Raw genomic sequence first — 24,257 nt, forward strand, 5'->3', positions numbered from 1 at the left:
ATAAAGATGTTTCAGAAGCAAACAGCCCACCATAAAACGAATCGGATGGCTCGGATTGCCCACTTTAGAGTACAACGGCGAAAATTCGTTCTCGAAATAATTCCAATCTATTTTATCTGAAAGCAAAACGAGTTCGTGTTTATCATCAATAAAATCAACCAACATCGGGCGGAATAATTCTGGCAGTTTTTCTGGATTTTTTCCTAACATATTTGCAAGGTTTTAAAGCTCTAATATACAAATTCTTGCAATAAAAAACAAGCTATTTTAAACCCAAAATACTAATAATCAGTAAATTATAAGTGGTTTAAGGAGAGACTAATTAAATATTCCGAAGCTTATTTAGAAAAATTACCTGAAAATCTACTAGATCTGATAAAGGACATTCCAAAGGCGGAACTGATAGCTACTATTGTTGCAATTAATTCAAAAATAAATCCGTCCAATAGTTCTTTTATTGATGACTCAAGAATGACGCAGATAGAATGTATCCGGATAATATTTTTAGATACTAAAAATGATTTAACACATTCAAATTGTTTATTTTTTATTGAAAAATATCTTCGTACACCAAAAAATAATATTTTATTTTCACGGGTTACATGTCTATATGCTTTACAGGAAATTTTAGCAATTGATGATTTCTCTCAATCTACACCGGAATATACAATAGAAAATCGCGAAAATATTCTTAAATTTTTATTAGCCGTTAATGAAAGGATTTTGTTATTTGATAAAGAATATCTCTCAGCAGGCTATGAGGGGCTTGGAGACAGGTTTTTTGAATATTTTATGTTCAAAGAATTACCGCATAATCAATATTATCATAGTCTTAATCCAGTCAATTTTTCATATAAATCTTATTCATTTTTAAAAATTTTAGAAAATGATAAAAATTTTGGCAATCACTTTAAAAAGTATTTAACCGAAACATTCCATGTTTCTTCATTATTAGATTTCTTCAAATTTATAATGTATACATATTTCAAAAGTTTTGATGAAAAATTACAATTGAATTATATTAACATTATGAAAACAGAAGTGTCAACAGTTAAGATTCTCGATGCTTTTAGTAAAGCAAATAATTTTGAAAAGCCACATACAAACGATCTTAAAATTTTCGAATTTTTAAGCATAAAAAAGAGTCCTCTATTTAAAGGTGTCGATGAAATCGACAAAGATTTGATTACTTATTTGATTTTGGATAACAAAATCTTCTTAGAAAAAACCTATTCACTATTTATTAATGATTTTTGGTTTGATTATTTAAAACCTAATCAAATTTGCAACAGAACAGATTGGGGAAACTTTGTTGGTAATAATTTCTTTGAACCATTTATCGAAGAAATTTTTAAAGAAGCATTTAAAAACAATAAGAATACTGTATTCAAACATACTGATGAATTAAAATTAAAGATTGATGGAAGAACAGAAGTTGAGTATGCAGACTATTATATAAGACAAAACAACAAAATCATTCTGGCAGAAGCTAAAAGTAATTATCTACCGGTAATTAACGGTTACAAAACCGTGAAGACTAAAGATGACTTTGATAAAATAGATTTTGATAAATTTTACAAAGATTATGGTTTAACACAATTAGCTAAAAAAACAATTAAATATTTTCATCAGTATAAAAAACTTTTAAATGACAGCTCTTTTGATTTTAATAAAAAAGTAGAACTTTTTCCAACGTTGATCGTAAATGATGTCATTTTCAGTTCTGGATCTGCTTCTATGGCATTCAAAAAAAAATTTGAACAGATGTTAGAGGAAGAGAAAATTGAAATCGAAAATGACGTGCAAAAAATCAATCCTTTAACGATTATTAATGTATCTGATCTGCAAAATATTCAAAACTCTTTAAAATATAAGAAACAAAATATTTTCAATATTTTTAGACATTACCATTCAATCTCGAGTCTAAAGGCTATTGCAAGAACCGGTAATACTAGTTTGGGCTTATTAACCGTAGAACATTCCATAAATAAGTTAATTAAAGAAAATTTAGTAGCAAATAAAAAATTAGATTGGTTAAAATAACTGTCTTGACGAAAAAATTTATTACAACTATTTTAAATTAAATAATTAAACGATGCCATATTATATTCATAAATATCTGCCTTCTGAAAATCAAGATATGATTCATGGTGAAAGAATTGTGGAAACACAATCTCAACTACCATTCGAGAGTACAGAATTTGAAGGTCCATTTAAAACTCTTAAAGAAATTGGATTGAACTCAAATATTTATCAAGATTTACTTAAGAATAATCCAAAAAGAGCTCAAAAAATATTCGAAGAAAATTTCATTGTAAAAGCAGAGAACATTATTATTTTCCCGGATTTAAAAGATAATCCTTTTATGAATTTCATTTATAAAATAATGCAGCACTCGTCAAATGGAAAGTTTAAATCAAACGATGTTTCTGGGATACATTTATTATCTGGTAGAGTAAGAATTGTAGAGGTTATTGCAGAAAATAAAACATTAGGAATCAAAAAATGTATTATTGAAGCTTTTAATGAGAGAACTGAAAAATGGATAAAAAAATCTGAGCCATCAACTTTTTTTCCAGAAAATTGGGGCTTACAAAAGCTTGTCAATGAATGCTATATTGCATTCACAAACAAAATTCAAATGGATGAGAACTCGTATCGTGGAAAAACAAGCGATAATATTGAGATCGAGTTTATAATAAAAAATAACGAGTTGAAAACCTTATATCCAATAGTATAATATGATGAAGAGATTTTAGATGATATCGATGATTTAGAAGAAATTGTTGGAGATGATGCGTATGGAGCGTTCTTAAATGACCAAGCTGAAATACAGGTAGCCGATGAAATATACAAATATACCGATGTAGGTCTATTTGTTGTAAGTGAGAGCAAATATGCTACCTTAGAGCCATACTTGATAAATAATAACATTTCCACAGATATAATGGTTGCAACAGAACCTTCTGCCAGACAAATGTATATCCAGATGCAGCCTTGTAATCAGCTAACAACCGTTTACGATGATATAAACTACTTCAACGCTTTAGAATGCGGTTCAGGAGGAGGATATAATCCGCCGGGTGGTAACACGGGTGGCGGGACTAATCCGCCAGTTACTGATCCTAACATCCAGATGATGAACTTTATTAATGGCCTTCAAAATTGTTCTCCAACCAACGGATTGTTCGATGGCATATTTGGCGACAGTGATATCTGTATAGACAAATATGAGAGTAAATACAGAGTGAAAACGAAAGCTTATAATTATAATTATTTCCTTGTTTACAATTTAGGTGTAAAAGTTAAACATCAAAAGAAAGGGTTTCTAGGAATTTGGAGTAAAGAGAATTGTCAAGAAATAAGACTTGGAGTCATATCCAGTCAATTTTCTTATGATTATTCAAATAATTTTCAATACCCAGCTACTCAATACGGGATAACAACAATCTACAATAATAACAGCAGATTAATGTTTGACGCCAACGTAAACTGGTCCCAAAATGGTTTAAATATTGTTGGATACTCCACGCAGGCTTTCCCAAAAATTTTGCAGGATGACATTGTAATTGAGCAATTTAGTAATAACCAATACATCAATCAGGCAATACAAGCAGGAAATAAACAGTTAACAGCTGATAAACTGAACCAACATTTCTGGAATTATATCGTGCCGCAAACAGGTCAATGGTGGCAGAATCTTGGAAAAGGAACACCTGATGCAAATAATATTACTTATACGTATAAGGCTCCGACTTTAGGAAAAATTTTGATTCAAAAAACGCTGTACAGACATTCGTATAATAATGATGTATTGGAAAAGTCTTTTGACTGGGGCTTTCAGATAGGCTTCAAAATGGGTGCTGATGGGAACATATCTCCTGATACAAGCGGAAGTGCATTAAAAAAACCTCAAGAATTCAGAGTTTTGATGTACGGAATTGCGAAAAGAAATGGTGCTTGGCACGGCAGTAAAATTAATACTATAAATAATTAACCTATGCGAACCACATTATTATTTGTTTTTATACTACTTCTAAATTCTTGCGAGAGAATTATAGAGCAAAATCAATTTAATAATGAACAAGGTAACTATACATCGCCATACCAAGGAACTTGGTATGGCAATTATAGTATCTCCGGCGCCAATTCTACTTTTGTATTGAAAGTATTCAAAGCAGGTAATATTGAAGTTACTAGGAATACCGGTAACACTAGTGAAACATTCTATGGGCAGGTTTTGAATAATGGCGCATTAAGCTCAGTATATTCTCAATCTTCAGGATTTGCTTTATATGGCAACTTGAACGTTAAAAATGGTACGTGGAAACAGAATGATTTGTCGGGTAATTGGACTATAACAAAACAATAGAAAAATATGAAAAAAATATCACTTTCATTGATGATAATTTTATTCTCATTGATGAACGCACAAGAAAATCCTACAAATAAAGATTCATTTTTCGGTATTCAAGCAGGACTTTTTGGAGCTAATATTTATAATGAAACAAGTTTGTCAAAGGAATTTGTTTTAAGAAGTGAGATTGATTTTGAAACATCACTGTGGGGTGGAGATTTGTACTCAAAAACAGGTTTTGCTCTAACACCAGAACTATCAATTGCTCCCAAATGGTATTACAACATTAGCAAAAGAGAAAACGATGGTAAAAACACCAAATACGATTCTGCAAATTATATTTCTGCAAAGGTGGGTTTCACTCCAGATTGGTTTGTGATTTCTAATGTCGATGGTTTGGAAGTAAATCCTATGATTTCTTTTGTTCCAACTTGGGGCTTAAGAAGAAATTTTGCAAATCATTTTAATTATGAATTCCAACTTGGTTTAGGATTAGGGAAAATTTTAAAAACAGGATATAGCGTTCAAGCTGTTCCTAACTTGAGCCTTAGGATCGGTTATGATTTTTAAAAGAAAATACATTCAAAAATTCACTGTAAACATAATGTAATTTTTGAAAAAAGATATTCAGTAGCTACGAATTGCGAGTTTTATTTATTGCTCAAAGAAAAAAAATAAAATAGTGAGACTATGTGTACACGATAAAATGCGTATAAGGTCTCCTTAACGCTCAAGACCAAATGGAGCAACAAAAAATAATTTATTATGAAAAAAGTAATTTTATTAGCAACTTTATCTATTGCAGGATTAATGAGTGCAAGTACTCCTATCTCACCTTCTGATTCTTCAAAAAAAACAAATGTAAAAGAAGAAAAGATAGTAAAGATTGAAATTAAGGAATCTAAATCTGCTGACACATTATTTGTTGCATCTAAGACAAAGTGCTATGCATATGATTCGCACGGAAATCTTGTACAGGTACCTTGTCCACCAATTATTGTAATTGAAGATTAATAACCATTAAAGATGAGCCAAATCTTTAATTTGGCTTATCTTTAATATTTTAAAATCAAAATATTGATGAAGGACATTAGAATAGCTTTAATACTCCTATTTTTAGGTTTACTATGTATAAATGCTCAAAGCAAAAGATTTTATTACAATTTACATTTTAAGAAGAATGCTGTAGATACTGTTTATAGTAAAGATATTCTTGTTTTGGAAATTAATAAGAAGTCTAATGTGTTCCTCAGCGATGAGTACATTGTTTCAGATTCATTGAATAAGGTGAATAAAGATAATCAAAGTTTTGCCTATCCAAAATTCAAAAATGTTGTAGAATACCGTCAATCGGATAAAAGCTTCAATTTTATTAATAACCTTTCAATGAACTATTATCAATTTAATGCTAAGAAGGAAATAAATTGGAAAATTGTGAATGACAAGAAGAAAATAGGAAATTTTGAAGTAATAAGAGCCACCACAAATTATGGAGGCAGAAATTGGACAGCGTGGTATTGTTCCGAAATATCATTACCATATGGACCTTACGTCTTTTATGGTCTTCCAGGATTAATACTAGAAATTTATGATGATGAATATAACTTTCATTTTTCATTTATCCAAAATAAAAACTACAATATAGAGCTTAATTCTTCTGACATTATTAAAAATCTTTTTAATGACAGAAAAGTTGACATTAAGGAAAAAGATTGGCAAAAGGTACAGCTCAATTATTACAATAATCCAATTCCCGAATACAAATCAGGAAAGGCATTTATAACCAAAGATTCTGGGGAGCAATATGGTCAAAATGATTATCGAGAGTTGGAGAAGGCCATCCAAAATCAGATTAAAAAATTCAATAACCCCATAGAATTGGATAAAACAGTTCATTATCCTGAAAATTAATATGAAAATATTTATTTTAATTCTTACCGGAATTTCGCATTAATCAATGCACAGACTCATCGCTTTATTTACCAATTAGAAATTCATAAAACCGAAGACACTGTAAAAGTAAATATGGCTTTAGATATCAATAAAGATTTTGTGAAATTTTATGATTACGAATTTGTAAAACAAGATTCTATTAGAAAAAGTGGAAAGCCTTTACAATATTTTTCACCATCGGAACAATTAATATCAAGAAAAAGCAACACTGCCGAAAACAGGATGTACACTTCTTTTGGTCGTGACTATTTTGTATTAACTTCTACTGATAAAATGGATTGGAAAATAGAAAATGAAACAAAAAAAGTAAGCAACTTTACACTTCATAAAGCAACAACAGATTTCGGTGGACGGCATTGGACAGCTTGGTTCAATCCCGAATTCCCTTTTCAAGAAGGCTCCTATAAATTTCAAGGACTACCCGGTCTTATTTTTGAAATTTATGACTCCGAAGATACTTTCCATTATAATTTTGTGGAAAATAAAAATCTCCCAAAAACTTTTGACACAAGTGATTTTTTAGAAACGCACTACACTAAAAAGCCTATTTCTGTTTCTCTCGAACAATATCATAAAGTAAAACTCGACTATTATCACAATATTGTTGAGGTATTAAAAGAATTTGCAAAAAAAGGAGGTTCCATCGCATCAGAACATGATGTTAGTTCGCCACAAGAAATTGAAAAAAGAAGAAAAGCTTTACATCTCATATAGTTTTTCACTTAATTCTCCGCCTGTTAAAAAAGTCATCTGTTGTTTTTTATATTACACAGCGGATTTACTGAAATTATGAAAGTAAAAAAGTCTGTATACTGAATTTAAAATTAAAGGAATAACGCATATCGAAGATTATTGTCATCAAACTATAGTATTTCAATATTTGTGTTCAAAAATGATTTTTATTCTTATTTCATATCACTGATATTTATTCTGAGTAGTGCTCCAAAAGATATTAGCAATAAATTCTAAGTTTTAGAACATTATCTCTTATTATAAATTTAAAAATCTTGATTATCTTTAAATCAAATAATAAAACGCATGTGGGACTCATTTAATATTTATGGAGGAAGTTATCAAAATTCTTTTGAAACATTATGCAACCAGCTTTTTGAAAGGTACCTTTCAAAAGAATATCCAAATTTGATTGACGAATTTAAAGTAATAAATGGCGCAGGGGGTGATGGGGGTATTGAAGCTTATGGTAAACTATCAAATGGCAATTTTATAGCCATCCAATCCAAATGGTTTAAACAAGCTTTAAGTACTAATGAGCTTAATCAAATAAAAAAATCCATAATTACCGCTCTAAATATTAGAGCAAATATTAATGAATATATTGTTTGTATTCCTCATAATGTTAGTTCGGTTAAAATTGGGAAAGGGAAAAAACCGACACAAAATAGTGAAGACGTAAGAATTGAAAATTTTGAAAAAGAAATAAAAAAATCTTACCCAAATCTGAAAATCACGTGGTGGTTTGAGCATTCTATTTTAGAAGAATTACAAAAAACCGAAAATGAGGGAGTCCGTAAATATTGGTTTGAAAAAGAAATAATTCATTCTAAATTTTTAAAAGACAAATTTGATTTGCAAAAAACCAATTTTTGGTTAAAAGAGAGATATGTTGGAGATCTTCATACTAAAGGTGATATCCAGAATTTAATAGAAAAACAGCTTTATAGCTTACCTTTTAGAAAAAAAATTCTTGTAAAAATTCTTGACTTTAAATATAAAGCTAATAATGCTAAAAGTATTTCTGAAAAATTCATCAATCATAGTTTAAAATCAGATGAATTAACCAAAAAACTCAGACAAATTAATGATTTTATCGACGATTTAATCCTGAAGTCTTCTGCATTGGAAATGAAATTACTAAATGGAATTGAACCCAATTTAATAATTAATGATGATATGGAAGTTCCTATTATATATATCATTGAAGATAGCATTAAAATACTTAAATCTGTAAATCCCACCAATTTCCAAAAAGCAATTTATGATAAATTGGAGATTAGTTTGAGAGAACTCAATAAAGATGTCATTTATTCTTATTTTGACATTGAAAATGAATTAGTAACAATATCAACCAGCTTAATATTAGGTAAACCGGGAACAGGAAAAACTCTCGGATTAGCTTATGCAGTAGAAGAATGCGTAAACAAATCTGTCCCAGCTATACTAATCCAAGCTAAGGGTGCTAATTCAAAAGACTGGACACAATTATTATCTCAAGAATTAGAGTTGGGCAATTGGAATAAAAATGAAATTTTCAGTGTGCTTGAAACATTAGCTATTGGGAAAGATTGTGAATTAGCGTCTAATAATACTACCAATTTTGAAAACACAAATGTGTTAATTTGTATTGACGGGCTTGAAGAAGATATTTTGAATGATGGAAATTGGTACAATAGAATTAATGAAGCCATTGAGATAACACGTAAATACAACAGAATTCGGTTTGTTTTCAGTGCCAGAGAATATTTTTATAATAATCAAAGGTTACCCGATTATCAAAAAAACTATAAGGAGTTAAGATTAAAACGAGAGGGCGATGTAAAAGTTGAAGATGTTGCGAAAAAATATTGCGAAAAATATAATATTTCGATTGAAAATTATCAATTTATAAAGGGACTGGATAGTTTATTTGCTTTAAAATTATTTTGTGAAACATATCAAGGCTCTATTATTAAAAGAACCGAAATTGTTGAAACAACCACTTCTAAATTGATCAATTTAAAAATTGATAGAATAAATAAGGAATATTTAGAATCATTAGATTCACGAAAAGCAAAATCAAGAAATGCTGTTTTAGAATTTTTAAACATAGTATCTGATTTATTCTATTATAATTCTGAATTAAGCCATACTCAAATTTTGGATTTAGGAATTGAAAACAAAATAAAATATTTAGATGTCAATGAGATAGAGCTTTTAATTGAGTTTTTATCTAATAACGGAATCCTTATAAAATACGAAAGAAATGTAGATTCTGATTCAATATTAGAAGCAAAAGAAAGTTTTTACACTTTCAGTTATCAATCAATTCTTGAAATCATAGTTTCAAGCAAAATAAGTAACAGTATTGTAAATGGAAAAATTGATTGTTTACCCGATTCTCTTTTTAATCCAATTCCCCTTTCAAGAGAATTAGATGATGAAGACTATAATCCTCATTCGGATTTTACTCCAAATCGAAGAATAATTCAGGATATAATAAATGAAATATTTATCAAAAAAGGAAAATTAATCGGAATTGATGATTTTTTAGCTGCTGGTTTTACAGAAGATGAAATTTTTGAACTTCAGTTAAATGCTTTGTATGCTGTCCCAAATGAAATAAGTTGTATTTATCAAGATTGGGTTACAGAAATTTTTAACAAGGATTATATTAAAAGATTTCAAATTTTACAAGATTTGATTATACCGCTTTCATACGATAAGGATAGTTCATTTAACGCAATGTACCTTCACAATATTCTTAAAAATATCACAAATCATTTTGAAAGAGATAAGTTTTGGTCTGGATTGGATGATTATGAAAGTGAGATCATGTCTAAGAAATTAAACTTAAGTAAGTATAGATTGTCACAATGGTCACTAACCTCTATTCTTAATGATAGTTTCGATTTAGACGAAACAGATATGTATGATGGATTACCGTTAATCTATGTATGGGGATTTACTACTCTTGATCAAAAATTACGTGAAAATTTACGAGTTAAACTAACCAAATGGGCACTAATTCTTCCTTCAGAGTTTAAAAAGCTTTTAGACCTGATGTTACCTATTGACGAACCACAAATTCTTGAAGATTTAGCTACAATCACTTTGGGTTTCGCAACAAAATGTAAAGACGGAAGTGCAATTCATGAGCTTGCTTTATGGAGCCTAAATAATATTTTCAATAACACTGATAAGTATAGAAATGTAGTTGTAAGATGTGGTTTTAGAACTATAGTTGAAAGAGCCTTTCAGTATAATTTAATTTCTAAAGCAGAAGTCGAAAAATCACGCCCAGTTCATAAAAACGATATAATACTTTTAGATGTTGATGAAAATTATATAAATGATCCTAAACAAGATTCTTATCCAATTGGTCATGATTTATCATGGTATGTAATAAAAAAAGCGTACGATGATTTTTTGTCGGTCGATACAGGATTTAATTCGCTTTCTCATGATAAAGAGAATCCTTTTATTACAAATTTTTACGAAAAATATAGCCCATTAATCAATAACAGTACATCAGCAAGAACTTGGGGAATGGCTACGGCAATAGCATATATAAGATCTTTAGGTTTTAATAGAGATACAGGATATGTTAATACTGATGCAACGCATGGAAGCAAGAGTGAAAAATTTACTTTCGAAGAAAAATATGTTTGGTTAACCGTTCACTATTTGAAAGGCTATCTCTCTGATTATTTACCTTATGAATACAAAGATGAAAACAGAGAATTTAGCTGGATTGATGATTATTCTAAAATTGTACATATCAATAATCCTGCAGAAGATTTACATACCAATCTTGAAAATCAGGTCGATGAGTACTTTAACCCGCCATCATGGATAATAAAAGAAGAACTAGCACCTGAAATCTATAATTTAGAAAATATCGGTATTGAGATTGATAAAATTATTGATAATAACCCTAAAATAGATTTCAGTAATTGGCTGAAGTACGATAATCTTGACTTTAATTCAGATATTGAAAAAGAATATCTGTCTATATACCAAAGTACAGGTTTAACCAATTCATCTGAAACAATTAATTCCTATATTGATTGCTGTAGTTATCTAATAAATGAAAAAGATTTTGATTTATTTATAAAACAAATTTCTCAAGAATCAAAATCTATTCATTTAAATGATTTTGGAAGTCCCGATACCGATACTTACACTAATCCTTCAAATTTGTTTTGGATGGATTGGATAGACGAAAATTATAATCAAACTGAATTTGATGAAGATAAATATGTTTTTACTTGTCTCACAAGAGTGATGAAAGATACTGTTGATGGAGAAAAAGAAGTAATTATACCTTCTAAAAAGACTAGAAAACTACTTAGTATTTCAGAGTTAGATAACAATACTTATCTAACTATAAATTCAGAAATAATAGGATTTAGTCATGAAATTAAAACCGAGAGATTTAGCTATGGAGATCATCAATCCATGATTTTGATTGATAAAAATATCCTATTAAAAGAATTAAATAACATAAATATGAACTTGTTTTGGATGGCAACCCACTTTATAAAAAAAAATCCTCTAAACAAGAAAATTAAAGAAATTGATCACAATCAAAAAATCAGAAAATACATCATTTGGCTAGACTATAAAAATCAATTAAAATCTGTAAAATATTTTGAAGAAAAGTTTTCAAACAGTTAAATTCTTTGACTCAATTCAGGTGATTTGTAGTCTTCCCCAAAAGCTAGAGCATTTAAAGATATAGTTTTTAAACGAATATAGATACTGTGCATAAACCATTAGGTTAAACCTGTGTAAAAAAGATACAGGTTTAATCTTAAACCAACGTAAAATGAATACACTACCAGCGAAAAATAGCACAATGTAAAACCTGCTTAAAATAAACCTAGTAGCTGCGTATAATAAATACAAGTACGTGCGTAAAAGAATACAGCTACCTGCGTAAAATAAGCACAGGTCAAAATCGTTAGTGTTTGATTTACAACACTATAAATAATTTTTTACTTTACAAGCAATAACTCTTTTTCTTTCTGAATCACAGGTTTCCAATTGGCTACATTTCCATAGAAACCGGAAAAATAATAAAACCTACTGATTACCAATACTATAAAATTTTTTCAGAACTCTGAAAAAATCAGCACCTTTTTTATAGCAAGATGTGTCTTTGTATATACAGCTTTTCAAGTTGCATCACCAAAGACGATCTTGCCTTTTTTGCAAAAAGGGGAGAAAAACGGCGGAACTTGTTTTTCTGTTTTTTCTGAAATTTTAAACAAAGAGTCCAGAATAGTCCAGATTATTCTTTTTTAGTCTTCCAAGAATCCAGTATAGTCCAGATTGGTCTTATTTAGTCCACGTCCCATGAATACTATTGTTTTCACGGTTTTGATGTTTCAACTTTGCAGAAGAAATTTTAATCAAAATGATGAAAACACTACTTTATTTTTTTCTGTTGATTGTTGGCATATCGGTAAAAGCACAAGTCGGCATCAACACCACAAATCCTGAAACAACTTTTGAAGTTGTTGGAAAACCAAACGATCCCAGCCATTACGATGGCATCATTCCACCAAGAATTACCGGTGACCAATTGGCTTCAAAATCTTATTCAAATGCAAAAAAAGGGGCGGTCGTCTTTGCGACATCTCCTGCATCTAATCTTTCCGGACAGGTCATCAATGTCAGCGAGTCTGGAATGTATTATTTTGATGGTAACGTATGGCAAAACTTTGCAAAAGAAAAACAGCCGACTGAATACCGAATCGTTTTGACGTTTGATGAAAATGGGACTGATCCTTTAACGGCGACTTCAACATGGTCTGCACCGGTAAATTATTCAGGAAACAGTCATGCTTATCTAACCTCTTCAAAATATTACACGATTGGAACCAAAAATTTCGGAGGATTGAAAGGATTTGTCCTTTTCAGAAAAGTTAACGGAATTGTCAATGTCAGATTCCAGATCTACCGGTCTTACAATTCTGCACCAATTACAGGAAACGCCTTTATCAGTATAGCAAGCATCTACAGCGACATCGGCTACATTCCCAATCAAATCGTATTACTTCATTACTGAAAATTCCACCCAGTTTTTCCCGGCATTGCTTGAAAATTACTCGATTCAAATTCCCCAAACCTCACTCAATGCCATGTCCACCTCATATTACACCTACGGTGAAGTACAGGGATACTCCAATTGGATCAAGCCTTATCTGCCTTAAAAATAACAAAAACAAACGATATGAAAAATGACAAAAGAAGGAAAGGAAGAGGTGATCCTGATCAGGGTTCAAAAACTCCGAAAAGAAAAGTGGAAAAAAATCTGTTCCAAGAGAAAAATTTCCCTCACCAGTTTAATTATCGATTCGGTGGAAAACAGGATTTTAGAAGATGAACGGAGAAGCATATTAGCGTTCATTGAAAAACAGGACAACATTTTCATCAAGATTGAAACCAACATCAATCAGATAGCGAGAATCGTTAATGGCCAAAAGTTTATTTCCCAAACCGAATTGAGCAATTTTCAAAACCAACTGAAAACCATCGTTGACTTGAAGGAAAAGCAAAATGAGATATTCTTAAAAATTTATTCACTCATCGCCAATGATCGTTAAGATTTTAGGTTCTGCAAGTTCCAATTTTCACGGTGTTCAGTACAACGACAAAAAGGTGGAGAAAGGAACGGGAGAATTGATGCTGATGAAAAACTTTCCCTCCTTCATCAATGGAGAGAGCAGTCCGGAGCAGGTTCGGGATTATTTCAAGTCGATCTCGAAAAGCGACAAGGTAAAAAAGCCACAGTTTCACACCGTGATTTCCACTAAATTTAAGGCACATCCGAAGGAGGAACTCACAAAGGTTGCGGACGATTTTATGCAGGAAATGAGTTATGGCAACCAACCCTATATCGTGGTCTTCCACAACGATACGGAGAACAACCATGTCCACATTGTTTCGACAAGAGTGGACAAGGAAACGGGGAAGAAGATCAATGACAGTTACGAGCGGTTAAAAGCGCAGAAAGCCCTCGCCACGACCCTCGAAAAACTATACGGCATCACGCCGGAGCAGGAACTTGAAAAATTACTGGAATACACAATAGGTTCGATAAAACAACTGGAACTCTTGCTGGAAAGAAGCGGGTTCAGACTATCACAAAACACAAATGATGAAAAAAGATATGATATTCTGAAAAAAGGCGTAAGGCTCAAAACCATTGACGGCAACCAAATAGGTTTGAACCTAAATTCAAAAGACAGCAGGATTTTCCAATTAAGAGCGATTTTGACCAAATACCGAGAACTCAGTTCCAACAAGGTGTTCAGGGTAGAAGACAGAAGAAAACAAGAATCCATGCTTCCAGAAGAAAAGCACAAAGACTGGAAACCTAAAATAGAGTTTGAAAGCAAAATGCAAAAAAAGTTACGGGATATTTTCGGACTTGATGTGGTCTTTCACTACAAAGACGGACAAAAACCGTTCGGATACAGCCTGATTGACCACAAGACCGAAACGGTGTATAAGGGAAACGACATCATCAAAATGAATGAACTGTTCGAGTTAACCGATGATAGGATTGACAAAAAATTATTTGAAAGCTTAAAGGACTACAACATTACGGACAATGCATTAAAAAAGATTCTGATGGAATATCTAAAACGCACCAATGCAGAAGCGATACTGAAAGATTTTATGCTTTTTGAAACCAAGAGCAGAAAGATTAAGAAAATTTTCGAATCAGTGAAAAATGAGGTAAGGGACTATCTGAAAAAACAAAATTCAAAAGATCTACACCTCATAAAATCGGAAGACGGAAAATATTATGTTGTCCACTCAAAACTTCACTATGTAGGCTCCCTAGAATATCTGATTGGCAAAAAAGAATATCAAAAATTTTTGAATCTGAATCAAGAAAAGCCGGACATAAAGACAAAAGAAGATGAAAATCTGTCAAAGGAACTGAGCCAAAGTGTAAACGATCTGCTTTTTCAGTTCACCAAGACAGCGGGTTCGGGAAAAGACCCTGCGGAAGAAGAATTCAAGAAAAGAAGAAAAAGAAGATAAAAACTCTGTAAACCAGAAACAATACAATGATAATCACATTTGCTACCCAAAAAGGCGGAGCCGGAAAAACTACCCTCGCCATTGCGTTTGCCAATTATCTGTCCATTGTGTCAGAAAGGAGCATTAAGGTTTATGATTTCGATTTTCAGAAATCCTTCTACTCTAAATGGCTGGATGATGAGGAATCGGAATTGCCCAAACTCTACGATGTGGAAGTCATCGGCGAGGATGATACAAAACCGCCTTTCAGGGATTTGGAAGAAGTCATCGAACTGAAGGAAAGTGAAAACATCTACATCTTCGATTTGGCGGGAACACTTGACCGGAAATACAGTGATGTCCTTATTTACAGTGATTTCATCATTATTCCCTTTGAGTACTCCGATGTATCGGTAAAATCGACTTTGGTCTTCAAAAATATGCTTGGTTTATTGGAAAGTGAGGCAGAACGCATCTTTATCCGCTCTAAATACGACAAAGGTTACAAATACCGGAACCAAAGAGAAATGGACCAGGAACTTGCCAAATATGGGCTTCTGCTTGAAAACTCCGTACACAAAAGAAACAGCCTTCAAAGCATTAACACAAGAACATTGAATTACGACCAAAAAAATGCAGTCAAAAGACCCTTTAACGAAATTATCGAACAAATTAACAAGGAACTGAAAATAACCCTTTAATCCAAAAAACCAAAAATAAAAATGCTAAAATATTCACTCATTTTAATAGGAATCTATGTCCTGTATTACGGCGGAAACATTGTCTATGACCTGTTTTTGAAGAAAGAGAAAACAGCCGTTACCGATGAAGCCGAGGAATTCTCCCTCGTCAGTTTTGCCAAAACAGAAAGCCCGCCGGAAAGTCGTATTGAGATTGATGATGTCGAAAATATCCGAACTCCGAAATCCTTTCAGAAGGTTCATCCTCCATTATCTGTCGATCCATCGAAAATTTTCGAACCACCTGATTTGGAAGAAATGAGAAGAAAATTTGAAGCCGAGGAAGAAATGGACGGAGATATTCCCAGAACTGAATCACCTGAAGAGATTAAGGTTTCAGAAACTAAAGAAGAATCAGAGCAACCCGAAAAGAAAAGTGCAACCGAACCCGAAGAAAAAGTTGAATCCCAAACTGAAGCGGAAGAAATAGTTCAGATTCCAAAACCAACACTACAAGAAGAGAATGATCAGTATTGGAAAAAAATGGTCAGTCTTGCACACACCTCCATCAAACTAGTTAAGAACTACGACGGTGAAAAGGTTTATCATTCCACACAGTAAAGAAAACACAAACCCATATAACTAACCTTAAATTTTAAAAAATGATGAAAAAAAATTTCAACACCAAAGTGATCCAAAAGAAAGTACTAGCCGTTGCCTTGCTGATGTTGGCGATGTCCCCAATTTTCGCACAAGGCGGTGCAACAGCTATCTCGAATGCCGCAAGTGACATCAAAGATTATTGGGATCCCATCAAACTCATCCTGAAAGCAGTCGGTGGATTGGTCGGGTTCATTGGCGGACTCCGAGTTTACAACAAATGGACGAACGGTGATCAAGATGTCAACAAAGAAATCCTGGGCTACGGCGGCGCCATGATTTTCCTGATTGTCGTTCCGGAATTTGTAACCGCATTCTTTGCCTAAGATGGGTTACTACCTCTACAAGGGGCTTAAAAAACCCCTTGTCTTTTTCGGACTCAAAGGTAAATACATCTTTTATGCAGTCGGCGTTGTGGGAGCCGGAGTCGTTGCAGCACTCATTTTATCCAAATTCGGATTATTGGGTTCACTGCTCGGACTTGCAGTCACTGCGGGAGGTGTGTATTTAATCTTCAGAAGGCAGGACAAAAACGGACTCTACGACAAAACCAAAAACTTCGACCAGGTAATGATTTTCCCTAAAAGATTCAACCATAAGAAATTTGCAGACCATTCAAAAACTGAAAAATCAAAAAAGTAACAAAGTAAAAATTCTACATGAAGACAAAAAAGCAGGCATTCGACATTCCGTTCATCGGCTACGACTACGGCACTGACTACGGTTGGGATTTTGACGTGCTTTTCGGGCAGTATGGAAACCCCATCATTGGAATCAAAATCAAAAATATTGTCGAGCAGTATTCCGCAGACCCGGACAATTATCTGCACTTCCATACGGTATTGAATCAGGTCGTATCGATTATCGGTGAGGGAAGGATTATTCAGAAACTCGATATTTTTTCAAAAAAGAGATACACGGCAGAACCATCCAACCAGTTTCTACAACAAAAATATTCCGAACACTTTGACGGCAGACTGTTCAAAACCATTGAAACCGTGTTGTTTTTCACAGATATTGTTGACGACAAACTCAAAAAGAAAAACAAGCCTTACGACTTTTCTGAAAAGAATTATAAAGATTTAAGAGATAAATGTCAAAAGGTTCTGATGCTCCTCAAGCAGAGCGGGTGTGAACCTGAATTCCTTTTCGAGAAGGATTTTGAATTTTACATATCGGGTGTATTGTCGATGCAGTTTACCGAAATCCCTGTGTTTGACAATATCAAAAGCACCAACGAATACCTACAGATGGGCAGCCGGTTTGTCAAGAACATTTCTTACGTCGATGTCGAAAATATCGACCTGCCTTCAGAAATAGACCCTTATTCCGTATTGGGCGGGAACGGCGCTGCATCGGAAACAGCGGTGGACAATTTCACCTTCATCAACGAACTGGAGGACTACGAAACCATCATTTACAATCAGATCATCACCATTCCATTGCAGGCACCACAGCAAAGGGAACTCGACAAGAAAAAGAAGAAGCACGAGGGAGCGGCGAACAATTCACCTTCCAACGCCATTATTGCCGAGGAAATTCAGTCGCTGCTGCATAATATCGCCATCGACGGACAGTTGGTGGTCAATGCCCATTTTTCCCTGATGTTTTCAGCAGACTCCTTGGAAAAAATGGAAAGCATCCAGTCGATGATAGAAAACAAACTCTTCACCAAAGGGATAATCGTTTCCAAGAATGCCTACAACCAGTTGGAACTCTTCCGCTCGGCAATTCCCGGCAATGCTACCGAACTTCGGGAGTATGACTTATTTATGACGACAAGCGAAGCAGCCTTGTGTTTTTTTTTTAAGGAAAGTTATCCCGTGAACGAAGAATCCAACTTTTATTTAAGATTTACCGACAGACAGGGCGTTCCGCTCAAGGTCGATCCTGCGGACTTACCAATGAAAACGGGAAGAATCAACAACCGAAACAAATTCGTGTTGGGACCGTCCGGTTCAGGAAAATCCTTTTTGATGAACAATATCGTGGAGCAATACCTGACTTATAATTACGACGTGGTTTTTGTGGATACCGGAGATTCCTATTCCGGAACCTGCAAATACAAAGGCGGAAGATACATCCAGTACACCGAAGAAAAACCGATTACGATGAACCCGTTTCTGATGGACAAAAAGGAGTTCAACATTGAAAAAATTGAATTTCTCACCAACCTCATATTCCTCATTTGGCAGGGACCGGATGCGGCGATGTCCGCGGCGCAGAAATCTATTCTGGACAATGTGCTGATGTCGTATTACCACCAGTATTTCAATTCAGGAACCCAGTGGTATGAAAAGAAAACCACGGAGGAACTCATCTTGTATCTCGGCAAGTACAACATTCACGAAGAAGATCTCTATGCCGATTTGGAGAATCAGGCCAAAGGACAGAGTAACTATTACGATATTTTGGGAATCGCCTTCGATGCGGATGCGGACGAGATTAAGGAAGCCTTCAGGAAACTGGCGATAGAATACCATCCCGACAAAAACCTGAACAACCCGAATTACGACAGCGAAAAATTTTACAAAGTTTATGAAGCGTATGAAACCCTGAACGATCAGGAAAAAAGGCAGATTTACAATGAGACCCAACTGATCCTCATCAAGGCGAATGAGGTGATTAAACATCCCAAATCCGCGGAAGAATGGAATGCGTCGTTCAGAACATCCATCATCAAAAAAATCAAGGAACTTGAAGAAAAGTTGGAAGCCAAAGAATTGTCTTTTAATGGATTTTACGAGTACTGCGATAAATTTCTACCACTTTATCTGAATAATAAAAAGCACGCAATTACCGAAAGAGAATTCAATTTAAGAACCTTTTTGTTTGTGTTGAAAGACTTTTACAAAGGCGGAAGATACGGAACCACGCTCAATGAAAGTGCCGACAACACGCTCTTCGACGAACCTTTTATTGTTTTTGAAATCGACAATGTCAAGGACAATCCGAAACTGTTTCCGATAGTGACCCTGATTATTATGGACACCTTTATCCAGAAAATGAGGCTTCGGAAAGACCGCAGAAAAGCCCTGATCATCGAAGAAGCGTGGAAGGCGATTGCCTCAAAACTGATGGGCGGCCATATCCTTTATCTCTACAAAACCGTCAGAAAATTTTGGGGAGAAGCGGTGGTCGTTACGCAGGAACTCGACGATATTATCGGAAATGCCGTCGTAAAAGACAGTATCATCAATAACTCCGACACTTTTATACTGCTGGATCAGACGAAGTTCAAGGACAATTTTGACCGGATTGCAGCATTGCTTTCCCTCAACAAGGTAGAGCAGAACAAGATATTTACGATCAACAACCTGAACAACAAGTTTGGACGAAGCCGTTTCAAGGAATTTTATCTGAAGCGGGGTTCTAAAGGAGAAGTGTATGGCAACGAAGTTTCCCTTGAGCAGTATCTGACTTACACTACCGAAAAACCTGAAAAATCCGCAGTAGAATACTACGTCCAAAAATACGGCAACTACGACGAAGCATTAATCAAAATAATTGATGATTTGAAAAAATTCGGAGACGGTCTTGAAAACCTGGTATCGCTGGTCAATCTCTATCAGAAACCTTTGGACGCGAAACTGACCGCCTACTATCAGAAAATGAAACAGGAGAATGCAGGAAAGAATGTATTCAAAATCATTTCGCAGGAATTGGAAGACCGGAATATCCGTTTGTCGGAATTAATCAACCAAAAACACAATGCATATGAAAAAGTTTAGCAGTAAAATCATTATGCTCATTTTCCCCCTTTGGGGGATAGGGGGCTACTCTCAAACAACCTACATCGATCCTACGGTAACGGCAGCGATGATTCTCTATTCCGAGAATCTGAAAGCCAAACAGAATGATGTCATTGAGGAAACCTCCAAACTGAAAGATGCTCAAACCTGGGTGGGAACGCAGATGGTCGTGGCGAATGACATTCAGAACAAGATTTTAAAAGGTCTGAAAGAAGTTTCAGGAACACTGCAGAACGGCATTCAGGTCAAGGAGATTTATTCCGAACTCAACAAGTGTTACAACTATTCGTCACAGGTCGTGCAGTTGGCTTCCCAACATCCCGAATATGCCATTTTTGGGGTGAAAGCCTCACAGAAAACCTATGAGCAAAGTTTAAAAATCGTAACCGATGTCTCCGATATTTTGGCTTCTGGCGAACTCAACCTTGCCACCGCCGGAGACCGCTATAAACTCCTGCATAATATTTCCGGGAATGTGAAAAACCTGAAACTATGGCTTCTGGCGATCAAACTTCGACTGGAGAAAGCCAACCGACTGGGCTTTTGGAACTCCATCAATCCATTTGCCGGATACATCAATACCGACAAGGGCATCGTGGAAAATATAATGAACCGCTATAAGAGGAATTTTTAAAAATGGGGTGATGAAAACAAAACTCATTCTAATCCTAATTCTTCCAATAATTTATGTCATTATGACTTCCTCAAGTGGTGGTTCTACACCTTCTTGGGAGCGGGAATATGTTTCCTTTCCGATGATGAATATTGAAATCAATTCCACGATGAAGGAACACGATAGACAGAAGGAGATGCGGAAAAACCAATTAGCCAACGCCACAGTAGAAACCGCCAACAGAACGCAGTGGAACGGATTCAAGGACAAGGTCACGAAGATTCAGGACCGGTTACGGATCGTATCATTTGCCATTCAAGCCATACCGACCGGAATTGCGGTGAACAGGGAGATTACAAAAATCATCCAAAATCAGACAGCCATCGTGAACGAGATTGAAACCGCATCGTTGTCCATTATTGCGGTATTGCCTTCACAGGTTCAGTTTGTGGACGACCTGCAGATTGTGACCAGGCTGATTATTGGTATTGTGGCTTCCTACGGAGCAATGAACCAGATGGAAAAATCAGAACGGAAAATCCTTTTGGATTATGCCTTGGGCGAAGTAAAAACGCTGAGCAGAAACTCTACGCACATGCTGCTGAAAATTCGGGACATCAAAGCCAAGGTATTGCGCAACAAACGGGCATTTCAATATTACGTGAGCCGGGACAAGCAGGTTGTGGAAAATATTATGAACCAAATAAAATCCTTCTAGAATGCAACAAATATTTTTTTTCCTAATTCTACTCTTAGCTTCAGGATTAAAAGCCCAGCAAATCGCCATCAATGACCGGCTGTTGGTTCAGTTGACCACCAACCAAGGCGTGAGAATGGCGAGCGAACAGGCATTTCTGGATTCCTATGAAAAGCAGAAAGAAATGTATGACGATATTAAGAACAAGACCGCACAGGTCATTGCCATACAGGAATACATTTACCAGCAGCTTAAGAATGTCAATTCAGCCCTTTCGCAGAGCAAAAAGCTGGTGTATTTGTATCAGTATATGGGAAAAATCACTGCCAATTCCAACAAGATGCTTAACCTGTCCGCTCAACATCCCGAATATGCCATATTGGTCTCAAAATACTATGTCGAAATCGGCAAACAGGCTGTGAAACTTAAACAGGAAGTTATGCAGGATATTCTTAATGAAGATAAAGACTATCTGATGGATGCCATGGACAGGGAAATGCTGATTGAGAAAGTGTTTACCCGCGTCCGGAATATCAACGGGAACATTCTCTACATCATTTTGAGACTGGAGAACGCTAAAAATATCCCATACCTCTATCAGGTCCCGGTCTTAAGAAACTACGTCAACATCGACAAAGCCATTGCAGGGGAAATCATTCAAAAATACCGGTACATCTTCAATTAAAAACACAAAAATAAAAGCAGATGAAAAATTTAATTAGAAAATTAGGAATGCTCCAATTGATGCTCATTTCGATGGAAGTTTTTGGACAACTTACCGTCAAGCGACTGTATGATCCTTCCATTGTCGCCCAACACAAAAGAATGGTCTTCCAAAGTTGGGGTGACTGGCGACCTTATCCCAAATATTTTTTAGGGATTCAGACCAACTTTGCCTACGCTACGGTTTGGGGAATGTGGGCGCCAAGCATCAACAGGGACTATAAAAACAGTGAAGACATCCGACCGCTAAAACCGACTGGAGTCCAAAACCAACGGTTTGCACAGGTAAAAATTGAAGAAGAGGAAGCCAAAAAAATCAAAGCTGCTTCCGACACCATTTATAAAAGAAGCGTTCAGGATTTTGCACATTGGACATCCGCCACGGTTGATGCCGATCCGCTTTGGTTGCTTTACTATAAAAGGATGCTAAAGCCCATTACCCAGTTTCCCGACACTCCGCAGAACTTTATCGAATGGCGGCTGAAAGACCAGCAAACGTACGATATGCTCAATACCACGGGAACTCTCAAGAGAATGCAGGAAGAACTGGATATGATCAAGGAAAAATATTCAATGTCCAGAAGTATGGATATGCCGAGAGGAAAACGCTTCATTATGTATCACGAAACCCTTATCCGGTGGAGAAAATTGGTCCAAGAATTAAGGAAATACAACAACAAGACAACGTTGTTGCTGGACTACAAGAATATTCTGAAAAACCATTCGCCCTATGCTCTGCCACAGGCGTGGACGCCGGCTTCGGACAAGCAGATTATCCACAACACGATGCAACAATACAAACACCGCTTTTAAGATGAACAGAACTACCACACTATTGTTTTGCCTATTGGCAATCTTACTGCCCATCTTCGGTTTTGCGCAAACAGACGGTGATTACAGCAACCTGCTTCAATTTCTGAAAGGCGACGGCGCATTTGAGAAATGGTTTATGGAGGTCTTCACTAAACTGGACAACAGCGTTCAGGACAGTGCTGCAGGTTCGGCATTGGTCGGAAGGGCGATGGAGGATTGGGAGCATTGATGTACCTCGGTTATATGGGCTGGCAAATGGCGGCGGGAGACCGCGAATGGGAAATCACCCCGATGCTGAAGCCCATCCTTATAGGATTTACCCTCGTGTATTGGTCGGGATTCGTGAATATGATTCAGGCACCCTTTGAAGCCATTGCCGAACCGGGAATTGCCATTTTCAGCGACATTGAATCCGAAGTGAATGATTTAAGAGTGCAGCGTTTCAAAAAGCAGCAGCAGTTGCTGGACGCAGTCATCAAGCTGAAAGCCGATGAAGATGCCAAACAGGACGTCATCAACAATACAGGAAAGGACGCGGACGATTCCTGGTTCGATATCAGCGAGGGATTGGATAAACTCATCCAGCCCATCAAGGAATGGCAAATACGGATGGAGTTCCAATTGCAAAAACTCGTTGCTGAAATCATCGAATTTATTGCCCTTTCCATCCTGAGAATCTGTGTCTATCTGATCTTCTTCATCCAGAAAATATGGGCTTACATCCTGATTGTTTTGGGGCCGATTGCGGTGGGAATGGCACTCATTCCCGGATTTGAGAACTCACTTTACAGTTGGGTTTCCAAATTCATCAATGTCAATCTCTACACTTTCGTTGCCTACACTATCATTAATATCGGCCAGCAGCTCATTGCATCCGGTTATGAAATGGAAATTGAACGCTATGACACGCTTTTAACCAACGGGACCATTACCAATCTTGATGCATTAATGGTCTATGTAAGCAATTCTGGAATGATTTATAACCAGCTATTCACCTGTGTCGCCTATATCGTGACAGGAATCGGGGTACTGATGACGCCGACCATTGCCGATACCATTGTCACAGCGGGAGGAGCCGGAGCGATGACTAAGATGAAGATGGCCGCAGCACGAATCACCGGAGGTGCCAGAACCACCATACTTGCCGTGAAAACGGGAGGTGCGAGTGTTGCGGGAGCAGCGGCAAAATCTGCTGCTGCAGGTTCTCCTTCAGGGATGGTAGGAAGTGCAATGAATAATTCAAAAAAATAGG

General features: G+C 35.4%; 23 protein-coding genes and 1 pseudogene. 23 read left to right on the plus strand and 1 reads right to left on the minus strand.

What is annotated here, in order from left to right; translation table 11 throughout:
- Window positions 1-210 (minus strand): annotated as a pseudogene (locus AP75_RS07985) (IS5/IS1182 family transposase); the annotation flags it as partial.
- Between the two features lie 261 nt (window positions 211-471).
- On the opposite strand from AP75_RS07985, the gene AP75_RS07990 reads away from it, so the two are divergent.
- The 23 genes from AP75_RS07990 to AP75_RS08095 all read left to right on the plus strand — a co-directional run bounded on the left by AP75_RS07990 (window position 472) and on the right by AP75_RS08095 (window position 24,256).
- Window positions 472-2,043: a hypothetical protein gene (locus AP75_RS07990; RefSeq protein WP_088264183.1), complete on the plus strand. Its 1,572-nt coding sequence runs from the start codon at window positions 472-474 to the stop codon at window positions 2,041-2,043.
- Window positions 2,044-2,095: 52 nt separating this feature from the next.
- Window positions 2,096-2,740: an EndoU domain-containing protein gene (locus AP75_RS07995; RefSeq protein WP_088264185.1), complete on the plus strand. Its 645-nt coding sequence runs from the start codon at window positions 2,096-2,098 to the stop codon at window positions 2,738-2,740.
- A gap of 207 nt (window positions 2,741-2,947) precedes the next feature.
- The gene (locus AP75_RS08000; RefSeq protein WP_088264187.1) at window positions 2,948-3,997 is read left to right on the plus strand and encodes a hypothetical protein; all 1,050 of its coding nucleotides are present in this window, start codon (window positions 2,948-2,950) and stop codon (window positions 3,995-3,997) included.
- A 3-nt stretch (window positions 3,998-4,000) separates the two neighbouring features.
- On the plus strand, window positions 4,001-4,372 hold the full coding sequence (locus AP75_RS08005) for a hypothetical protein (protein WP_088264189.1): 372 nt from the start codon (window positions 4,001-4,003) through the stop codon (window positions 4,370-4,372).
- Window positions 4,373-4,378: 6 nt separating this feature from the next.
- Window positions 4,379-4,927 carry a hypothetical protein gene (locus AP75_RS08010; protein ID WP_031504632.1) on the plus strand — a complete coding sequence of 183 codons (549 nt, stop codon included), beginning with the start codon at window positions 4,379-4,381 and terminating at the stop codon, window positions 4,925-4,927.
- A gap of 195 nt (window positions 4,928-5,122) precedes the next feature.
- Window positions 5,123-5,371, plus strand: coding sequence for a hypothetical protein (locus AP75_RS08015; protein WP_088264191.1), 249 nt, complete (start codon window positions 5,123-5,125; stop codon window positions 5,369-5,371).
- 66 nt (window positions 5,372-5,437) lie between these two features.
- Entirely contained in the window at window positions 5,438-6,268 is an 831-nt protein-coding gene (locus AP75_RS08020; protein ID WP_051872549.1) for a GLPGLI family protein, read from the plus strand.
- A 42-nt stretch (window positions 6,269-6,310) separates the two neighbouring features.
- Window positions 6,311-7,024: a GLPGLI family protein gene (locus tag AP75_RS08025; RefSeq protein ID WP_262488055.1), complete on the plus strand. Its 714-nt coding sequence runs from the start codon at window positions 6,311-6,313 to the stop codon at window positions 7,022-7,024.
- Between the two features lie 324 nt (window positions 7,025-7,348).
- Complete coding sequence (locus tag AP75_RS08030) at window positions 7,349-11,704, plus strand: NACHT domain-containing protein (protein WP_088264195.1); 4,356 nt, start codon at window positions 7,349-7,351, stop codon at window positions 11,702-11,704.
- Window positions 11,705-12,446: 742 nt separating this feature from the next.
- On the plus strand, window positions 12,447-13,100 hold the full coding sequence (locus tag AP75_RS14505; RefSeq protein WP_031502067.1) for a hypothetical protein: 654 nt from the start codon (window positions 12,447-12,449) through the stop codon (window positions 13,098-13,100).
- 172 nt (window positions 13,101-13,272) lie between these two features.
- The gene (locus AP75_RS08040; RefSeq protein WP_031502068.1) at window positions 13,273-13,638 is read left to right on the plus strand and encodes a plasmid mobilization relaxosome protein MobC; all 366 of its coding nucleotides are present in this window, start codon (window positions 13,273-13,275) and stop codon (window positions 13,636-13,638) included.
- Window positions 13,628-15,088, plus strand: a complete 1,461-nt coding sequence (locus AP75_RS08045; protein WP_088264197.1) for a relaxase/mobilization nuclease domain-containing protein — start codon at window positions 13,628-13,630, stop codon at window positions 15,086-15,088. The genes AP75_RS08040 and AP75_RS08045 overlap by 11 nt, the downstream gene beginning before the upstream one ends.
- 26 nt (window positions 15,089-15,114) lie before the next feature.
- Window positions 15,115-15,768, plus strand: coding sequence for a ParA family protein (locus AP75_RS08050; protein WP_088264199.1), 654 nt, complete (start codon window positions 15,115-15,117; stop codon window positions 15,766-15,768).
- Window positions 15,769-15,789: 21 nt separating this feature from the next.
- The gene (locus AP75_RS08055) at window positions 15,790-16,368 is read left to right on the plus strand and encodes a hypothetical protein (protein WP_031501841.1); all 579 of its coding nucleotides are present in this window, start codon (window positions 15,790-15,792) and stop codon (window positions 16,366-16,368) included.
- A 44-nt stretch (window positions 16,369-16,412) separates the two neighbouring features.
- Window positions 16,413-16,733 (plus strand): DUF4134 domain-containing protein, encoded by a 321-nt coding sequence (locus AP75_RS08060; protein WP_088264230.1) that lies wholly within the window; start codon window positions 16,413-16,415, stop codon window positions 16,731-16,733.
- A gap of 1 nt (window position 16,734) precedes the next feature.
- The gene (locus AP75_RS08065) at window positions 16,735-17,049 is read left to right on the plus strand and encodes a DUF4133 domain-containing protein (RefSeq protein WP_031501842.1); all 315 of its coding nucleotides are present in this window, start codon (window positions 16,735-16,737) and stop codon (window positions 17,047-17,049) included.
- Window positions 17,050-17,066: 17 nt separating this feature from the next.
- Entirely contained in the window at window positions 17,067-20,138 is a 3,072-nt protein-coding gene (locus AP75_RS08070; protein ID WP_088264201.1) for a TraG family conjugative transposon ATPase, read from the plus strand.
- The gene (locus AP75_RS08075) at window positions 20,125-20,793 is read left to right on the plus strand and encodes a hypothetical protein (RefSeq protein WP_031501649.1); all 669 of its coding nucleotides are present in this window, start codon (window positions 20,125-20,127) and stop codon (window positions 20,791-20,793) included. Before AP75_RS08070 ends, AP75_RS08075 begins: the two co-directional genes overlap by 14 nt.
- A gap of 10 nt (window positions 20,794-20,803) precedes the next feature.
- Window positions 20,804-21,490 carry a hypothetical protein gene (locus AP75_RS08080; protein WP_031501651.1) on the plus strand — a complete coding sequence of 229 codons (687 nt, stop codon included), beginning with the start codon at window positions 20,804-20,806 and terminating at the stop codon, window positions 21,488-21,490.
- A 1-nt stretch (window position 21,491) separates the two neighbouring features.
- Window positions 21,492-22,154 carry a hypothetical protein gene (locus AP75_RS08085; protein ID WP_088264203.1) on the plus strand — a complete coding sequence of 221 codons (663 nt, stop codon included), beginning with the start codon at window positions 21,492-21,494 and terminating at the stop codon, window positions 22,152-22,154.
- A 20-nt stretch (window positions 22,155-22,174) separates the two neighbouring features.
- Window positions 22,175-23,005 (plus strand): hypothetical protein, encoded by an 831-nt coding sequence (locus AP75_RS08090; RefSeq protein ID WP_088264205.1) that lies wholly within the window; start codon window positions 22,175-22,177, stop codon window positions 23,003-23,005.
- Window position 23,006: 1 nt separating this feature from the next.
- The gene (locus tag AP75_RS14665) at window positions 23,007-23,234 is read left to right on the plus strand and encodes a hypothetical protein (RefSeq protein ID WP_242589788.1); all 228 of its coding nucleotides are present in this window, start codon (window positions 23,007-23,009) and stop codon (window positions 23,232-23,234) included.
- Window positions 23,234-24,256, plus strand: coding sequence for a hypothetical protein (locus tag AP75_RS08095; protein ID WP_242589789.1), 1,023 nt, complete (start codon window positions 23,234-23,236; stop codon window positions 24,254-24,256). The genes AP75_RS14665 and AP75_RS08095 overlap by 1 nt, the downstream gene beginning before the upstream one ends.
- Window position 24,257: the final 1 nt, after the last annotated feature.

Source organism: Kaistella haifensis DSM 19056 (genome assembly GCF_000735695.2).
Classification (GTDB): Bacteria; Bacteroidota; Bacteroidia; order Flavobacteriales; family Weeksellaceae; genus Kaistella; species Kaistella haifensis.